3 protein-coding genes are annotated in these 18,885 nt (G+C 72.9%); all 3 read left to right on the top strand.

The window, feature by feature from the left end:
* Positions 1–30 precede the first annotated feature (30 nt).
* Genes NQZ70_RS20175 through NQZ70_RS20185 form a run of 3 tightly spaced genes read left to right on the top strand, consistent with a single transcriptional unit; the run spans position 31 to position 18,882 of the window.
* Positions 31–9,129: a type I polyketide synthase gene (locus NQZ70_RS20175; RefSeq protein WP_237245454.1), complete on the top strand. Its 9,099-nt coding sequence runs from the start codon at positions 31–33 to the stop codon at positions 9,127–9,129.
* Complete coding sequence (locus tag NQZ70_RS20180) at positions 9,126–13,352, top strand: non-ribosomal peptide synthetase (RefSeq protein ID WP_165374064.1); 4,227 nt, start codon at positions 9,126–9,128, stop codon at positions 13,350–13,352. The genes NQZ70_RS20175 and NQZ70_RS20180 overlap by 4 nt, the downstream gene beginning before the upstream one ends.
* Positions 13,345–18,882 carry a type I polyketide synthase gene (locus NQZ70_RS20185; RefSeq protein ID WP_129575667.1) on the top strand — a complete coding sequence of 1,846 codons (5,538 nt, stop codon included), beginning with the start codon at positions 13,345–13,347 and terminating at the stop codon, positions 18,880–18,882. The genes NQZ70_RS20180 and NQZ70_RS20185 overlap by 8 nt, the downstream gene beginning before the upstream one ends.
* The last annotated feature ends 3 nt before the right edge of the window (positions 18,883–18,885 follow it).

The following is an 18,885-nucleotide window of genomic DNA, read 5'->3' on the forward strand; positions in this document are numbered from 1 at the left end:
TTGCGTCCGTCACAATCGATTGACGTGCCGGTGTCCATCGACGGTGACGATCTCATCGCCATCATTGGACTCTCCTGCCGCTTCCCGTCCGCGAACGATCTCGAGGCTTTCTGGGCGCTGCTGCGCGACGGCGTTGACGCGATCTCCGAGGTCCCGCAGGATCGTTGGGATACCGAGGCCTTCTACGATCCCGATCCGTCGGCGCCCGGGCGCACGAGCACCCGATGGGGCGGGTTCCTCGATCAGATGGATCGGTTCGATGCGCAATTTTTCGGCATCTCGCCGCGCGAAGCCGTCCAGATGGATCCGCAGCAGCGCCTGGTCCTCGAGCTCGCGTGGGAGGCGCTCGCGGACGCGGGCGTGCCCGCGGAGGCGCTCCGCGGCAGCAAGACCGGCGTCTACATGGGGGCGATGTGGAGCGATTACGCCCGGTGCGCCGCCGGGCGGGCCTCGCACATCACGCAGCACACGGCGACCGGGCAGGACATCAGCATCATCTCCGCACGGGTCTCCTACTGGCTCGGCCTGGAGGGCCCGAGCCTCACGGTGAACACCGCCTGCTCGTCGTCGCTCGTCGCGATCCACCTCGCTTGTCAGAGCCTTCGGGCGGGCGAATCGACGATGGCGATCGCGGGCGGCGTCAACCTCCTCATCGATCCCGAGAGCACCGTCGCGATGACCAAGTTCGGCGCCATGGCGCCCGACGGGCGCTCGAAGGCGTTCGACGCGCGCGCGAACGGCTACGTCCGAGGGGAGGGAGCCGGGGTCGTCGTTCTGAAGCCGCTCCGCCGCGCCCTCGCGGACGGGGATCCCATTCGTTGTCTGATCCGCGGCAGCGCCGTGAACAACGACGGCTTTTCGAACGGCCTCACCGCGCCGAACCCGCAGGCGCAAGAGGCCGTGCTGCGCGACGCCTACCGCGCCGCCGGCGTCGCGCCGGAGCGGGTGCACTACGTCGAGGCGCACGGGACCGGTACGATGCTCGGCGACCCGATCGAGGCCAATGCCATCGGGGCCGTGCTGGGGCGCGCGCGGGACGACCGTCGACCGCTGCTCATCGGCTCGGTCAAGACCAACATCGGACACCTCGAGGCGGCCGCGGGGATCGCAGGGCTGATCAAGACCGTGCTCTCGATCCAGCGCCGGAAAATCCCCCCCAATCTGCACTTCGAGCAGCCGAACCCCTATATCCCCTTCGCAGAGCTGCGCCTCGCGGTGCCGCGAAAGCTCCTCGACTGGCCCCATGACGACGAGGCCGCGCTCGCGGGCGTGAGCTCCTTCGGCTTCGGAGGGACGAACTGCCACGTGGTGATCGAGGAGCTTCGCCCGAGCCCGGCGCAGATCCTCCCGCTCGCGGCCGACGCGCCGGAAGCCCTCGCCGCGCTGGCGCGAGAGCTCCGCGCGCTCGCGGGCGCGCCCGGTCCAGAGCCGGCGCTCTCCGATCTGTGCGCGACGGCCGCGGCGACGGCCATGCGGAGCCGGGGCCGGCACCGGATGGCCGTCACCGCCAGCTCGCTCTCGGAGGCGGCGGCGCTGCTCGATGGCTACCTCGCCGCGCTTCCGCAGAAGGGGCTCTCAGCGGGCGACGCGGCGGGGCTCCACGGGCGGGTGGTGTTCGTCTTCGCCGGCAGCGGCTCGCAATGGCCGGGCATGGGGCGCACGCTGCTGCTCAAGGAGCCGGTCTTCCGCGCGGTGATCGAGCGCTGCGATCGAGCGCTGCGCCCGCTCGCCGGCTTCTCGCTCCTCGACGAGCTCCTCGCCGACGCGTCGCGCACGCGGCTGCACGAGGTGAACGTGCAGCAGCTGTCGCTCTTCGCCGTCCAGGCGGCGCTCGGCGCGCTGTGGCGGTCATGGGGCGTCGAGCCCGCGGCGGTGATCGGCCATAGCGGCGGAGAGATCGCCGCGGCGCACGTGGCAGGCGCCCTCGATCTCGAGGACGCGCTGCGCATCGCCCACCACAGGAGCAGGCTCCAGCAGCGAATGAACGGCCGTGGCGCGATGGCCCTCGTGGAGCTGCGCGCCGAGGAGGCCGAGCGCCTCTGCGCCGCGCACCCGGGGCGCCTCCATGTCGCCGGCTACAACAGCCCGATCTCGACCGTGATCTCGGGCGAGGAGGCCGCGGTCGTCGACGCGCTCGCCGCGCTCCAGCGCGAAGGTCGCGCGGGCCACCGGATCAGGGTCGACTTCGCGGCCCACAGCCCGGCGATGGATCCGCTCGTCCCCGAGCTGCTCTCCGCGCTGGGAGACCTGAGGCCCCGGCGCGCGTCGGTGCCCATCGTGTCGACGGTGACCGCCGCCGCGCTCGATGGATCCGAGTGCACGGCGGCGTACTGGGCCCGAAACCTCCGGGAGCCGGTGCGGTTCGCGGCGGCGCTCGAGCGGTTGTTGAGCGAGGGGCACGACACCTTTCTGGAGATCGGGCCGCACCCGGTCCTGCTCCACAACATCGAGCAGACCGTGCAGCGCGGCGGCCGGCGCGCGGCGGTGCTCGCGTGCATGCGCCGCGGCGAAGACGAGGCGGCGACGCTGCGCGAAGCGCTCGGCGAGATCTACGTGCGCGGCGCGTCGATCCGCTGGTCCCGCCTGTTCCCGGCCGACGCCCGCCCCGTCGCGCTCGCGGACGTCGCGCTCGCCGCGGACGTCGCGCCCGCCGCGGACGCCCGGGCGGAGGTATCGCTCTTGCCCCTCTCGGCGCACACGCCGGAGGCGCTGCGGGCCCTCGCCCGAGCGGTGTCGTCCCAGCTCCGGGACCGCCCTCCGCTCGCGCTCCACGATCTCTGCTACACGGCCGCGGCGCGGAGGGGGCACCACGACCACCGGCTCTCGGTGCTCGCCGACTCCGTCTCGGGGCTCGTCGACGAGCTCGACGCCTTTGTCGCGGGTGAGGTGCGCCCCGGGCTCACCGTCGGACGCTGCCCTCCGGGGTCACGTCGCAAGATCGTGTTCGTGTTCGCAGGGCAGGGGGTGTCGTGGGCCGGGACGGGGCGCGAGCTCCTCGCGAGCGAGCCGGTGTTCCGCGAGGCGATCGAGCGCTGCGACGCCGCACTCCGCCCGCACCTCGGCTGGTCGGTGCTGGAAGAGCTGCAGGTCGACCCCTCGCGCTCGCGCCTGGCGCGGTCGGACGTGGCGCAGCCCATGTTCTTTGCCCTCCAGGTCGCGCTCGCGGCCCAGTGGCGCGCGTGGGGGGTCGTGCCCGATGCGGTCATCGGCCACAGCGTCGGCGAGATCGCCGCCGCCCACGTCGCCGGCGCGCTGGAGCTCGAGGACGCGGCGCGCATCGTGAGCCACCGCGGGCGGCTCGCGCACCGGGCCGCCGGACAGGGGCGGATGGCCGTCACCGCGGCGTCCTGCGAGGAGGCCGAGCGGCTCGTCGCAGAGTTTCCAGGGCGGCTCTGGGTGGCCGCGATGAACAGCCCTTCCTCGACGGTGCTCTCGGGCGAGCCGGACGCCCTCGCGGCGGTGATCGGGCGCCTCGAGTCCCAGGGCAAGAGCTGCCGCTTGCTCGACGTGGATTTCGCCTCTCACAGCGGCCAGATGGCGCCGCTCGCCGACGAGCTCGAAGCCGCGCTGGAACGGCTCGCCCCGCGGAAGGCGGCGCTGCCGATGCTCTCGACCACCGTGGGGCAGCCGGTCCTGGGGAGCGAGCTCACGGGCGCCTACTGGGCGCGCAACATGCGCGAGCCGGTCCGGTTCGAGGCAGCGGTGGTCGAGGCGATCGGGCAAGGGTACGAGATCTTCGTCGAGATCGGCCCGCACCCTGCGCTCGCGCGGCCGATGGCCGAATGCCTGGAGCGCTCCGGGCGCAGCGGGACGCTCCTCGCCACGCTGCGGAGCGAGCGGGGCGAGCGCGCCGTGATGCTCGAGTCGCTCGGGGCCCTCCATGCGCTGGGGCACCCTGTCCATTGGCGGGGGCTCTACCCGCACGAGGGGCGGCTCGCGCCGCTGCCTTCGTACCCGTGGCAACGGCAGCGCTTCTGGCTGGAGGCCACGCGCGTCGCGGAGGAACACGATGCCCCGGCGTCGCCGGCGGCGGCGGCGCAGGGCGCGGGCATCGGGGCCTACGAGATCCGGTGGGAGCGAAGCGCCGTCCTCGACGCCCGCGAGCCCTCGTCGCGACCGGCGCCCAGCGAGCGCTGGATCGTCCTCGCCGATCGCGGGGGCCTGGGCGATCGGCTCATCGAGCGGCTCGAGGCGCTGGGCAGCCGCTGCGTGCGCGTCGACGCGGGGGCGGCGTTCGGGCGCCCGGCTCCGGACCGCTATCTCGTCGATCCAGCGCGCCCCGAGGATCTCGTACGCCTCGTCGTCGAGGCCCTCGGGCCGGATCAGCCGGCGTGCGCGGGGATCGTGGACCTCTTCGGCCTCGACGCCGCGGCGCCCGAGGAGACCTCGGCCGCGAGCCTCGCCGCGGCGGAGGCGCTGGGTTGCGCGGGCGCGCTGCATCTCGTCCAGGCGCTGACCGCGGCCGGCCGATCGCCGCGCCTCTGGGTCCTGACGCGCGGCGCGCAAGCGGCAGGCGAGGAGGTCCTCGCCGTGTCGCCGGCCCAGGCGCCGCTGTGGGGCCTCGGGCGGGTGATCGCCCAGGAGCACCCGGAGCTCCGCGCGACCCTCGTCGATCTCGCGCCGCGCGGCGGCGCGGACGAGGCGTCGTCGCTCGCCGAGCTGCTCCTCTCCGCGACGGACGAGCCGCAGTGGGCGCTGCGCGGCGATGCGCGCTACGTGGCGCGTCTCGCCCGGCGCCCGATGGCGGCGCTCGCCGATCCCGGCGCCAGGTCGGCCGACGCCACGGCGGCGGACGAGATCCGGTTGCGCCCGGACGGCGCGTACCTGATCACGGGCGGCCTCGGCGCTCTGGGCCTCGAGGTCGCGCGGTGGATGGTCGAGCGCGGGGCGAAGCACCTCGTGCTCGTGGGTCGGAGCGGCGGCTCGCCTGCGGCGCAGGAGGCCGTGGGGGCGCTGGAGCGAGCCGGCGCCCGCGTCGAGATCGCTCGGGCCGACGTGGCGAACGCGACCGAGCTCGCGACGGCCCTCGCGCGCGTCGCGCTGCGTATCCCGCCCCTCCGCGGCGTCGTGCACGCCGCGGGCAGCGTCGACGACGCCCCGGTCGTGGATCTCACGCGCGAGCGGCTCGCGGCGGTGATGTCATCCAAGGTCGCCGGCGCCTTCAACCTGCACAGCCTGACGCTCGAGACGCCGCTCGATTTCTTCGTCCTGTTCTCGTCCGTGGCCTCGATGCTCGGCACCGCCGGCCAGGCGAACTACGCGGCGGCGAACGCCTTTCTCGATGCGCTCGCGCACCACCGGCGCGCGCGCGGCCTGCCGGGCCTCAGCATCAACTGGGGGCCGTGGTCCGAGGTGGGCCTGGCGACGCGCGCGGATCGCTCGGCCTTCCTCGCCGCGCGCGGGGTCGCGAGCCTCTCGCCCAGCGACGGGATCCATGCGCTGGCGCGCCTGCTGCGGGCGGACGCCGCCCAGATCGGCGTCGTCGCGCTCGACGTGGAGCGATGGTGCGAGACCCACGCGTCCGCCGCCGCGTCGCCGTTCTTCGCGCGCCTGCGCGAGGCTCGGCCGACCGCGCCCGCCGCGCCCGCGGCGCTCGCCGCGCCCGAGCACCGGCTCCGCGAGGCGCTCGCGAGCGCGCCGCCGGGGCGAGCGCGCCGCCTCCTGCTCGAGGCCCACGTCTCGCGATACCTCGCCGCCGTCCTCGGCCTCCCGCCTTCGTCGCCGATCGATCCGGACACCCCGGTCCGCAAATTGGGGCTCGACTCGCTCACCGCCGTCGAGCTCCGCAACCGCCTCGGCGCGAGCGTCGGGCTGACGCTGCCGGCGACGTTCGTGTGGAACCACCCGACGATCTCCGCGGTCGCGCGCTTCCTCGCGGATCGGCTGGGGGTCTCGCTCGAGCCCGACGCGGCAGCCGGCCCCCACGGGGAGGCGACGGAGCGCGACGGCCACGTCCTGGTCGACGGAGACGGCTCCGCCCGCGCGCAGAACGGCGCGGCGAGGGAGCCGGTGAACGGCCACGCGCCGACGAGCGGCCAGGCGCCGACGAACGGCGCCTCCGCCGCGCCGGGCCCGCCGATCGCCCCGCCGATCGCCATCATCGGGATCGGCTGCCGCTTCCCCGGAGGGGTCGTCGATCCGGCGTCGTTCTGGGCGCTCCTGCGCGACGGCGTCGACGCGGTCACCGAGGTCCCCCTGGAGCGCTGGAACGCTCAGGATCTCTATGATGCCGACCCCGCCGCGCCGGGGAGGATGAACACCCGCTGGGGCGGCTTCCTGTCGGGCATCGGCGACTTCGACGCCGACTTCTTCGGGATCTCGGCGCGCGAGGCCGTCGCCATGGACCCGCAGCAGCGCATCGCGCTCGAGGTCGCCTACGAGGCGCTGGAGGACGGCGGGCAGACCATCGAGCGGCTGGCCGGCAGCGCGACCGGCGTCTTCCTCGGCGTGCAGAGCCACAGCAACGACTACGCGCGGCTCCAGCTCGCCGATACGGCCAAGATCGACGCCTACAGCGGCACCGGCACGTCCCACAGCATCCTCTCCGGGCGCCTGTCGTACATCTTCGATCTGCGCGGCCCGAACGTCGCGCTCGACACCGGGTGCTCTTCGGCGATCACGGCGATCCACCTCGCGTGTCAGAGCCTGCGCGTCGGCGAGAGCGATCTCGCGCTCGCCGGCGGGGTGAACCTCATGCTGACGCCCGAGTTCACCATCGCGGCGTCGAAGGTCGAGTTCCTCTCGCCGGACGGGAGGTGCAGGACGTTCGACGCACGCGCGAACGGCTTCGTGCGCGCGGAAGGGTGCGGCATCCTCGTGCTCAAACGCCTCTCCGACGCGCTCCGCGACGGCGATCGCGTCTGGGCGGTGATCCAGGGCACGGCGCTGAACCAGGACGGGCTGTCCAACGGCATCACGGCGCCCAACGGAGCGTCGCAGGTGGCCGTCCTCCGGCAGGCCCTCCGCAACGCGGGCGTCGACCCGTCCGGGGTGACGTACATCGAAGCGCACGGCACGGGCACGACGCTGGGCGATCCGATCGAGGTGGACGCGCTCGCAGAGGTCTACGGGAGGGCCGGCGCCGATCGCTGCTTGCTCGGCTCGGTGAAGACGAACATCGGCCACTCCGAGGCGGCGGCCGGCGTGGCTGGCGTCATCAAGACGGTGCTCTGCTTCGAGCATGAGGCCGTGCCTCCTCACGTCCACTTCGAGACCCTGAACCCGCACATCACGATCGACGGCACCCGGTTCGCGATCCCGACCGAGCTTTCACCCTGGCCCGCCCGGGGGGGCGCGCGGCGCGCCGGCGTCAGCGCGTTCGGCTGGTCTGGCACCAACGGCCACCTGATCCTCGAGGAGGCGCCGCGCGGCGCCGCCGCCCGCGCGCCGGTGGACGACGGGCGCCCGCTCCTCTTGCCGCTCTCGGCGGCGAGCCCGGACGCGCTGCGGGCCCGCGCCGAGGCGGTGCGGAGCCTGCTCGGTCGCCCCGAGGACGCCCCCGCGCTGCGGGACCTCTGCTACACGGCCGCGATCCGCCGGAGCCACCTCAGGCACCGCCTGTCGCTGGTCGTCCGCGGCCGCGAGGACGCGCTCGCGGGCCTCTCGGCGTACCTCGACGACAGACCGCACCCCGGCCTCGTGAGCGGCCGAAAGGCGCCGGAGAGGTCGCGCCGCCTCGCGTTCCTCTTCTCGGGGCAGGGCTCGCAGTGGCTCGGGATGGGGCGCGAGCTGCTCGCGCGTGACGGCGTCTTTCGCGCGACGATGGAGCGGTGCGAGCGCGCCCTGCGGGAGCATGTCGCGTGGTCCCTGATCACGTCGCTCACGGCCGAAGGCGAGCGCGCCCGCTTCGAGGAGATCGACTTCATCCAGCCGGCTCTGTTCGCCATCCAGGTCTCGCTGGCGGCGGTCTTTCGCTCGTACGGCGTCCTGCCCGACGTCGTGGTGGGGCATAGCATGGGCGAGGTCGCGGCCGCCTGCGTGGCAGGCGCGCTGCGGCTCGAGGACGCGGCGCGGATCATCTGCCAGCGCAGCCGCCTGCTCCGGCGCGTGAGCGGGACCGGCGCGATGGCGCTCGTGGAGCTCTCCGAGGCCGAGGCCGAGGCCGCCATCGCCGGCCACCGCGACCGGCTGTCGGTCGCGGTCCTCATGAGCCCCCGCGGGACCGTCCTCGCGGGCGATCCGGCGGCGCTGGACGAGGTGCTCGAGGAGGTCAAGGGCCGCGGGATCTTCTGCCGCCGGGTCAAGATCGACGTCGCCTCGCACAGCCCGCAGATGGATCCGCTGCTCGGCGAGCTGGCCGCAGCGCTGTCGGGGATCGCGCCCCAGCGCGGCTCGATCCCGATGGTCTCGACCGTGACCGGACAGCCGACCGACGGCAGCGATCTCGACGCCGCCTACTGGGTGCGGAACCTGCGGGCGCCGGTGCTCTTCTCCGGGGTCATCCAGCGGCTGCTCGCGGAGGGCTTCGACGTCTTCGCGGAGCTGAGCCCCCACCCGGTCCTGCTCCCCGCGATCGAGTCCGGCCTGCTCGACGCCCGCGCGGGCGCCGTGGCGCTGCTCCCGTCGCTCCGCCGTGAGACAGGCGAGCTCGACGTCCTGCTGGAGTCGCTCGGCGCGCTCTACGTCCGCGGGCACGCGGTGGACTTCCGCCGGCTCGTCCCGACGGGCCGCAGCGTCCCGCTGCCGTCCTACCCCTGGCAGCGGCGGCGATTCTGGATCGACGGCGCGGCCGCTGGAGAGCCCGTCGCGGCGCAGGGCGACGCGCCGGCGGCGCTCGACGCCTCGGCGCTGCTCGCCGCGGCCCCCGACGAGCAGCGCGCGCTGCTGGAGCGTTACCTGCGCGATCTGATCGCGCGGACCACGCGGCTCTCGGCGGCCGAGATCGCGGCCGATCGGCCGCTCAGGGAGCTGGGCATCGACTCGCTCATGGCGATGCAGCTGCGCAACCGCGTCGACGCCGATCTCGGCGCGACGCTGTCGATCGTGCAGATCCTGATGGGGTCGAGCGCGTCGCAGCTCGCCGCCGATCTGCTCTCGCAAATCAAGTCACGCGCGCTCCTCGACGCCGTGCACCAGCGCGTCCCGGCGCCCGATGCAGGCCAGGAGGAATGGGAGACCACGCTCATATGAACGAGGGCGTCACGGAGCTTTTGGGAGCGCTCGCCCAGCAGGGGATCAAGCTGTCGGTCGAGGGCGACCAGCTCGCGATCGGGGCGCCGAAGGGCGTGGTGACGCCGGAGATGCGAGCGCTCATCGGGCGGCGCAAATCCGAGCTCATCGCGCTCCTCCGCGAGAGGAGCGGCGCGGGCGGCAAGCCCGTCGCGCGGATCACGCCGGCCCCGCAGGATCGCTACGAGCCCTTCCCGCTGACGGACATCCAGCAGGCGTACTGGATCGGGCGGAGCGCCGCGTTCGACCTCGGCGACGTCTCGATCCACGCCTACTCGGAGATCGAGGCGACGGGGATGGATCTCGGGCGGCTCTCGCGCGCCTTTCAGCGGCTCGTGGAGCGGCACGAGATGCTCCGGGCCATCGTGCTCCCCGACGGACGGCAGCAGATCCTGGAGCACGTGCCCGCGTATTCGATCGAGGCGCACGATCTTCGCGGGCTCGCGCCGGAAGCGGCGGAGGCGGAGCTCGCCGCGACGCGCGAGCGCCTCGCGCACCAGCTGCTCCCGGCCGACGCGTGGCCCACGTTCGAGATCCGCGCGTCGCTGCTCGACGGGGATCGCACCCGCGTCCACATCAGCCTGGATCTGCTCCACATCGACGGCGGGAGCCTGCTCAAGCTCGGCCACGAGTGGGCGATGCTGTACCGGGATCCGGGCGCCTTCCTGCCGCCGCTCGAGCTCTCGTTCCGCGATTACGTGCTCGCCGAGATGGAGCTCAAGGGCTCGCCGCAGCACCAGAAGGCCATGGAGTACTGGCGCGAGCGGGTCGCGGTGCTGCCCCCGCCGCCGGAGCTCCCGCTCGCGATGAACCCGGCCGCCCTGTCCCAGACGCGCTTCACGCGCCGGATCGGCAGGCTCGATCCAGAGGCGTGGGCGCGGCTGAAGATGCAGGCGCTGAAGCACGGGCTCACGCTGTCGGCCGTGATGATGACCGCCTACACGACGGTCCTCGCCGCGTGGAGCGAGCACCCGGATTTCACGATCAACGTCACGATGTTCAACCGCCTGCCGCTGCACCCGCAGGTGAACGATCTCCTCGGCGACTTCACCTCGCTGGTGCTGCTCGGCACGAGCAACACCGCCGCGGACACGTTCGAGGAGCGGGCGAGGCGGGTCCAGGAGCAGCTCTGGAACGATCTCCAGCACAGGTCGAGCGGGATCGAGGTCCTGCGCGAGCTGGCCCAGGTCCGGCGGCGGCTCTCGGGCGGCATGATGCCGATCATCTTCACGGGCATCCTCGGCCTCGCGTCGGAGGGTTTCCCGCTCTCGCTCTCCCTCTTCCACGAGCTCGGCGAGGTCGTCTTCAGCAGCGTTCAGACCCCGCAGGTGTGGCTCGACCTCCAGGTCGCGGAGGAGCGCGGCGGCTTCATCGCCCACTGGGACGCGGTCGCCGCGCTGTTCCCGCCCGGGATGGTGGACGACATGTTCAACGCCTTCTGCCGGCTGGTCCGGGGGCTCGCCGACGATCCGGCGACGTGGAAGAAGGACGCTCGCCGCCTGATCGAGCTGCCGGAGGAGCAGCTCGAGCGATGGGCGGAGCTCAACGCCACGGACGCGCCCATCCCCGCGGGCACCCTGCCGGAGCGCTTCGCGGCCCAGGCCGCGCGGACGCCGGAGGGCGTGGCCGTGGTGTCGTCGCGCCGCAGCCTGACGTACGCGGAGCTGTCGCGGCTGGCCAACCAGATCGGCCGCTGGCTGCGCGAGCGCGGCGCGCGCCCCGACGCGCTCGTGGCCGTGGTGATGGAGAAGGGGTGGGAGCAGGTCGCGGCCGTGCTGGGCGTCCACGCGGCAGGGGCGGCCTATCTGCCCGTCGACCCGAGCCTGCCGCGGGAGCGCCGTGACTTCCTCCTGGAGCACGGCCAGGTGGAGCTGGTCCTCACCCAGTCGTGGCTGGACGGGTCGCTCGAGTGGCCCGAGCGCGTCCGCAAGCTCGCCGTCGACCAGCTCCCGCCCGACCTCGACGCCTCGCCGCTCGCGCCGGTCAACCGCCCGGAGGACCTCGCCTACGTGCTCTACACGTCGGGATCCACGGGCGTGCCGAAGGGCGCGATGATCGAGCACCGGAGCGTGCTGAACCGCGCGCTCGACGTGAATCGGCTCCTCGAGGTCGGCCCCGGTGATCGCATCATCGGCCTGACCGCGCTGCACCACGATCTCTCGGTCTACGACGTGTTCGGCGGCCTGCTCGCGGGCGCGACCCTGGTGCTGCCCGACGCCGCGAAGCTCCGGGATCCGGCGCACTGGGCCGAGCTCCTGGTGAGCGAGCGCATCACGTTCTGGAACTCGGTGCCCGCGTTCCTGGAGATGCTGATCGAGCACCTCGAGCACACGCCGCGCGACGCGGCGAGGCTGCCCGGCGCGCTCCGGCAGGTGGTCCTGTCCGGCGACTGGATCCCCGTCACGCTGCCGGACCGCCTGCGGGCGCTCTCGCCGGGCGTCCAGATCCTCGGCGCCGGCGGGCCGACCGAGACCACGGTCTGGGACATCTGCTACCCGATCGCGTCGGTCGATCCGTCGTGGAAGAGCATCCCCTACGGCCGGCCGATGACGAACGCCCGGTATTACGTGCTCGACGACACGTTCGCGCTGTGCCCCGAATGGGTGCCGGGACACCTCTATATCGCCGGAGCGGGCCTCGCTCGAGGCTACTTCCGCGACGAAGAGCGGACCGCCGCCAGCTTCGTCCGGCACCCGGAGACCGGCGAGCGCCTCTATCGCAGCGGCGATCTCGGGCGACGCCTCCCCGGCGGCCTCATCGAGATCCTCGGCCGCGCGGACTTCCAGGTGAAGATCCAGGGGCAGCGCATCGAGCTCGGCGAGATCGAGGCGGCCCTGAAGCAGCACCCGGCGGTGCGCTCGGCCGTGGCGATGGCCGTGGGGGAGGAGCGCAACAAGAAGCGCCTCGTCGCCTACGTGGTGCTGGACGCGCCTCCGGGCGCACCGGCGGAGGGGCCCGCGAAGCCGGAGGGCGGGATTGACGATCCGCTGGCCCGCCTCGAGTTCAAGCTCAAGCAGCACGGACTGCGCGCGGACGGCCCGGAGCGGCGCCGGATCTCGCTGCCTGCGCCGCCGGTCGACGAGGCGACGCGGGCGCTCTTCCTGGAGCGCCGGACCCACCGCCAGTTCTCCCGCGAGCCGCTCCCGATGGACCGGTTCTCGGCGCTCCTCTCCTGCCTCCGTCAGATCGACGTCGATGGGCATCCCAAGTACCGCTACCCGTCCGCGGGGAGCCTCTACCCCGTCCAGACCTACGTCTACGTGAAGCCGGGCCGCGTCGAAGGGGTGGCCGGGGGGACCTATTATTATCACCCGCGCGAGCAGAGCCTGGTGAGCCTCACGGAGGGCGCCGTCATCGATCGGCGGATTCACTACGCGCACAACCAGGCGCCGTTCGAAGAGGCGGCGTTCTCGCTGTTCCTCGTCGCGCAGAGGAACGCCATCCTGCCCCTTTACGGCGACGCATCGCACGACTTCTGCGAGATCGAGGCAGGCTACATGGGCCAGCTCCTGATGACGGCCGCGCCCGGCCTGGGGATTGGCTTGATGCCCGTGGGCAAGCTGGACTTCGCGGCGGTCCGGGATCTCTTCCTCCTCGACGAGGGCCACGTGTACGCGCACGCGCTGCTCGGCGGCGGCGCGGTCGACAGCCTCGTGAGCGGCTGGTCGGACGACATGCAGGCCGCTCCGCGCTCGCCGGAGGACGCGCTGCGCGAGCTCCTCAAGGCCAAGCTCCCGGCGCACATGGTCCCTGCCTCGATCGTTGTGCTCGACGAGATGCCGCTCACGGCGAACGGCAAGATCGATCGCAAGGCGCTCTCCGAGCTCCGGGCCGATGAGCCGGAGCGGAGCGCCGCTGTGGTGCCGCCGCGCGACGAGACGGAGCGGGCGATCGCCTCGGTGATAGGGGAGATCCTTGGGCTCGATCACGTGAGCGTCGAGAAGAGCTTCTTCGAGCTCGGAGCCAATTCGATTCACGTGGTCCGCATCGGCGCCCGGCTGAGAGAGGCGCTGGGCGGTGAGCTCTCCACGATCGAGCTGTTCCAGTTCCCGACCGTCCGCGCGCTCGCGGCGCGCCTCGCCGGGGAGGGGAACGAGGGCGCCTCCCTCAAGCGGGGCCGTGACAGGGCAGCGGCGCGGCGCGCGGCCCGCGCTGGGCGCGGAGGCAGGGGCGGCGATGAGTGATCTGGAGTCCGAGGAGGGGAGCGAGATCGCGATCATCGGCATCGGGTGCCGCTTCCCGGGGGCACGGGGTCCGGAGGAGTACTGGCGCAACCTGCGCGATGGAGTCGAGTCCATCTCGTTCTTCTCGGAGGCGGAGCTCACGTCGTCGGGCGTCCACCCCGCCGCGGCGCGGGATCCGAGCTACGTGCCGGCCGCGGGCGTGCTCGACCGGATCGAGCAGTTCGACGCGTCGTTCTTCGGCTTCACGCGGCGCGAGGCGGAGCTCACCGATCCCCAGCACCGCCTGTTCCTCGAATGCGCGTGGGAGGCGCTGGAGAGCGCGTGCTGCGTCCCCGATAGCTACGAGGGGTCGATCGGGGTGTTCGCGGGCTCGAGCTTCAGCAGCTACCTGGCGTCGAACATTCAGCCCGACCTGAGCTACATGCGCCTGCTGCAGTGGACGCAGGCGCTCGTCGCCAACGACAAGGACTACCTGTCGACGCACGTCTCTTACAAGCTGAACTTGAGGGGGCCGAGCGTCGGCGTGCAGACCGCCTGCTCCACCTCGCTCGTCGCCGTGCACCTCGCCTGTCAGAGCCTCTTGAACCGGGAGTGCGACGTCGCGCTCGCCGGCGGCGTGACCGTCCGCGTCCCGCACCTCGCGGGTTACGTCCACGAACCGGACGGGATCGGGTCGAGCGACGGTCGCTGCCGGCCCTTCGACGCGTCGGCGCGCGGCACGGTCTTCGGGAGCGGCGTGGGCGTGGTGGCGCTCAAGCGGCTCTCGGATGCGCTGGCCGACGGCGACCGCATCCGCGCGGTGATCCGGGGCTCGGCCATCAACAACGACGGCTCGGTGAAGGTCGGGTTCACCGCGCCGAGCGTCGAGGGGCAGATGCAGGTGATCGCGGAGGCGCAGGCGATCGCCGGCGTCGCGCCGGAGACGATCGATTACATCGAGGCCCACGGTACGGGTACGCCGCTCGGCGATCCCATCGAGATAGCCGCTCTCGCAAAGGTGTTCGGCGAAGCCCGCGGCGCGACGCGAGGGTGCCTGATCGGCTCGGTGAAGGGGAATTTCGGCCACCTCGAGGTGGCCGCGGGGGTGGCCGGCCTGATCAAGACCGTTCTCGCGCTCGAGCATCGCGCCTTGCCGCCCAGCCTCCACTTCGTCGAGCCGAACCCGCGCTGCGAGCTCTCGAAGGGGCCGTTCCACGTCAACACGCAGCTCACGGAGTGGAAGCGGACGCGGACGCCACGCCGCGCGGGCGTGAGCTCGTTTGGTATGGGCGGCACGAACGCGCACGTGGTGCTGGAGGAAGCGCCTGCGCAGCCGGAGTCGAAGGCTGCGGCGGAGCGGCCGGCGCAGCTCTTGTGCATCTCGGCGAAGCGGGAGGAGGCGCTGCGCGCGCTGGCGGGGAAGTACGCGGAGCACCTCGGGTCGCACCCGGAGGAGAGGCTCGGGGACGTGTGCTTCACGGCGCGCGCGGGGCGGGCGCACTTCGCGCACCGGCTCTCGGTGGTCGGGGCGTCGCGCGAAGAGATGCAGGAGCGGCTTTCTACGTATGCGCGTGGCGAGCCAGCGGAGCAGACGGAGCAGGGGCGGGTAGAGCGTCCTGACGGCCCGCGGGTAGCGTTCCTGTTCACGGGACAGGGGTCGCAATACGTGGGGATGGGACGGGAGCTGTTCGCGACCGAGCCCGTGTTCCGGCGGGCGATCGAGGAATGCGACGCGCTGTTGCGGCGGCACCTGGAGAGACCGCTGATCGAGGTGCTGTACCCGGCGGAGGGGCAGGCGAGCCCGCTGGACGAGACGGAGTACACGCAGCCCGCGCTGTTCGCGGTGGGCTATGCGCTGGCCGCGCAGTGGAAGGCGTGGGGAATAGAGCCGTTTGCGGTGCTGGGGCACAGCGTGGGCGAGTACGTGGCGGCGTGCGTGGCGGGGGTGTTCGGGCTGCCCGAGGGGCTCGGGCTCATCGCGACGCGAGGGCGTCTGATGCAGGCGCTGCCGAAGCAAGGGGCGATGGCGGCGCTGTTCGCGGACGAGGCGACGGTGGCGGAGGCGGTGGAGCCGTACGCGGCGGAGGTGTCGATCGCTGCGGTGAACGGGCCGTCGGAGGCGGTGGTGTCCGGTGCGCGCGGCGCGGTGACGGCGGTGGTGGAGGCGCTGGGTGCGCGCGGGGTCAAGAGCCGGTGGCTGAACGTATCGCACGCGTTCCACTCGCCGCTGATGGGGCCGATGGTGGAGGCGTTCGAGCGTGCGGCGTCGCAGGTGAAGCTCGGATTGCCGCAGCGCAGGCTCATCGCGAACGTGACGGGGAGGGCGGCGCGGGAGGAGGTGACGCGGGCGTCGTACTGGGCGAGCCATGTGCGCGCGCCGGTGCGGTTCCTGGAGGGGATACGGGCGCTGCACGAGGCGGGGGCGGAAGCGTTCGTGGAGGTGGGGCCGAGCCCCGTGCTCTCGGCGATGGGGCGGCGGTGCGTGCCGGAGGGGGCGGGGGTGTGGCTGCCGTCGTTGCGGCCGAAGCGCTCGGATTGCGCGCAGATGCTGGAGAGCCTGGGAGGGCTGTACGTGCGCGGCGCGAAGGTGGACTTCGCGGGCTTCGACCGCGACCGGGCCCGGCGCAAGCTCGTGCTGCCGACCTACCCCTTCCAGCGCGAGCGCTACTGGATCGATCCACCTCCGCGATCGCAGCTTGCGCGGCCCGCGCAGGGCGAAGGTCCGGCGGGTGGACACCCGCTCCTCGGGCAGCGGCTCCGGTCTCCGGCGATCCGCGGCGTCGTCTTCGAGACCCGGCTGAGCTCCCGAGCGCTGCCGTTCCTGAACGATCATCAGGTCTTCGACGTCGTCATCTTCCCGGCGACCGCCTACCTCGAGCTGGCCTTCGCCGCAGGCGCCGTCGTGCTCGGACCTACGGCGCGGGTCCTCGAGCAGGTCGTCATTCACGAAGCGTTGCCGCTCCCTGCCGGCGAGGAGCGGGTTCTGCAGATCGTCCTCGTGCTCGGCGGCGCCGGCGAGGCGTCGTTCGAGATCTTCAGCGCGCGCGCCGAGCCGCTCGGCGGCGAGGCCGACTGGCGGCTCCACGCGTCGGGCGCGATCCGGAGCGAAGGTCCGCGCGACGTCCGCGCGGCGTCGTCTCTCGATGAGATTCGCGCGCGCCACGCAGGCGAGATGTCGGGAGAGAGCTACTACCGGCAGACGAGCGCCATCGGCGTCCACTACGGCGACGCCTTCCGCGGGCTCTCCGCGTTGTGGCGGCGGGACGGAGAGGTCGTGGCGGAGATCTGCGCTCCGGCCGCGCTCGCCGAGGACGCGGGCCGCTACTGCTTCCACCCGGCGCTCCTCGACGCCTGCCTGCACATCGTGGGCGGCGCGCTGCTCGGCGCCGATGGGTCGATGAGGACGAGCGAGCCCTACCTGCCGGTCGCCTTCGACCGCGTCCGGCTCCACGGCCGGCCCGGCGACCGGCTGTGGAGCCAGGTGACCGTGAGGCCGAGCGCCGGGGGGCACGGCGCGGCGCTCCATGGCGAGATGCGCGTGCTCACCGCGGAGGGGGGGCTCCTGCTCGAGGCCGAAGGGCTATCGCTGCGCAAAGCCTCGCCGGAGGCGCTGCGAACCGCGACGGGGACGCGGCTCGAGGGCTGGCTCTACCGAGTCGAGTGGCAGCCGCGCCGCCGCGCCGTCTCGGAGCGGGCGCCGGACGCCGCAGCCGGCGGGCGGTGGTGGATCTTCGCGGATCGACGTGGCGTCGGCGCCGCGCTCGCGGAGGCGCTCCAGCGCCGCGGAGAGCGATGCCTGGTCGTCCCGAGCCCGACGGAGCCGCCGCGCGCCGGTGAGGTCGCGCGGTTCGAGGACGTGGTCCGCGTGCTGGAGCAGGATACGACCGACCGTCCGCTCCGCGGCGTGGTCCACCTCTGGGGCGTCGACACGCCCTCCGCGGGCGAGCTCACCGCCACGTCGCTCGCCGCCGCCGAGGAGCGGTGCTGCGGCAGCGTCCTTCGCGTGGTGCAGACGCTTGGACGCGCGAACCTGTCCACGCGCCTCTGGCTCGTCACACGGGGGGCGCAGCCGGTCGAGCCCGGCGCGCAGATCGATCTCGCCGCCGCGCCGAGCTGGGGCCTCGGCCGCACGATCGCGCTCGAGCACCCCGAGGTGTGGGGCGGGATGATCGATCTCGATCCCGCGCACGACGCGGAGCGCGCGGCGGCGCTGCTGCTCGGCGAGATGGATCGGCCGGACGGGGAAGATCACGTCGCGCTCCGCGATGGGCAGCGGTACGTGCAGCGCGTCGTGGCCGACGGCGCGCTGGATCTCTCGGCGCAGGTCGCGCCCCTCCGCCCGGATCGCACCTACCTCGTCACGGGCGGGATGGGCGGCCTCGGACGGCGCGTGGCGCGTCGCCTGGTCGAGCGTGGGGCGCGGCACCTCGCGCTCATGGGGAGGCGCGAGCCCACGGCCGAGGCGGCGGAAGAGCTGCGCCGACTCCGGGCGAGCGGCGCCGAGATCGCGATCTTCGTCGCCGATGTCTCCATCGAGGAGGACGCGGCTCGCGTGCTGGGCGCGATCGCGCGCGAGATGCCGCCGCTCGCAGGCGTCGTCCACGCGGCGGGGCTCCCCGGCGATTCGGTGCTCCTCCGCCACACCTGGGAGCAGTTCGCGGCGGTCCTCGCGGCGAAGGTGCAGGGCTCGTGGAACCTCCATGTCCTGACGCGCGACCTGCCCCTGGACTTCTGCGTCTATTTCTCGTCCCTGGCGGCGATCGCCGGCGCGCCCAGCCAGAGCAGCTATGCGGCCGCCAATGCCTTCCTGGATGCGCTCGCGCACCATCGTCGCGCGCTCGGGCTGCCCGCCATCAGCGTCGACTGGGGCCCCTTCTCCGAGGTCGGCATGCTGGCGACGCGCGGAGCGAATGTCTTGTCCGACGCGGACCTCGTCCGCATCCCTCCCGATCTCGGCGTCAGGATCCTCGACCAGCTCATCGAGCGGGGCGGCGTCCAGACGAGCGTCGTCTCGGGCGATCTGGCCAGCTACATCCATGGCCTCGCGGCGGGGCGCCCTGTCCCGATCTTCTCGTCGCTTCCGCAGGTCGCCCGCGCGAGGCGCGCGGCCCGGGAGGAGGCGTCGGCCGGCGCGTCGCTCACGCTGCAAGCGCAGATCGAGCGGGCGCCACCGAGCGAGCGGCGCGACCTCGTGTTCCGCCATGTCCACGAGCTGGTGGCGCGGGTCCTCGGGGTTCGCGCCGTGGGGCTCGTGGATCCGCGCCAGGGCTTCTTCGAGATGGGGATGGACTCGCTCTCGTCGATCCTCCTGAAGAACCAGCTGCAGACCGGTCTCGGACGGCCGCTCCCGTCGACGGTGACCCTCGACTACCCCAGCGTGACCGCGCTCTCGCGGTTCGTATGCGATGACGTCCTCGGCCTCGAGCGCGGTGAGCCTGTGCCGTCCGCCGCGCCCGTCGTGTCGGAGGACGAGAAGCTCTTGGCCGAGATAAAGCGGCTCTCGCAGTCCGACCTGGAAGCGCAGCTCGCGGAGCTGACCTCGTTCGAATAGGGG

It is taken from the genome of Sorangium sp. So ce836, assembly GCF_028553905.1.
GTDB lineage: Bacteria > Myxococcota_A > Polyangia > Polyangiales > Polyangiaceae > Sorangium > Sorangium cellulosum_D.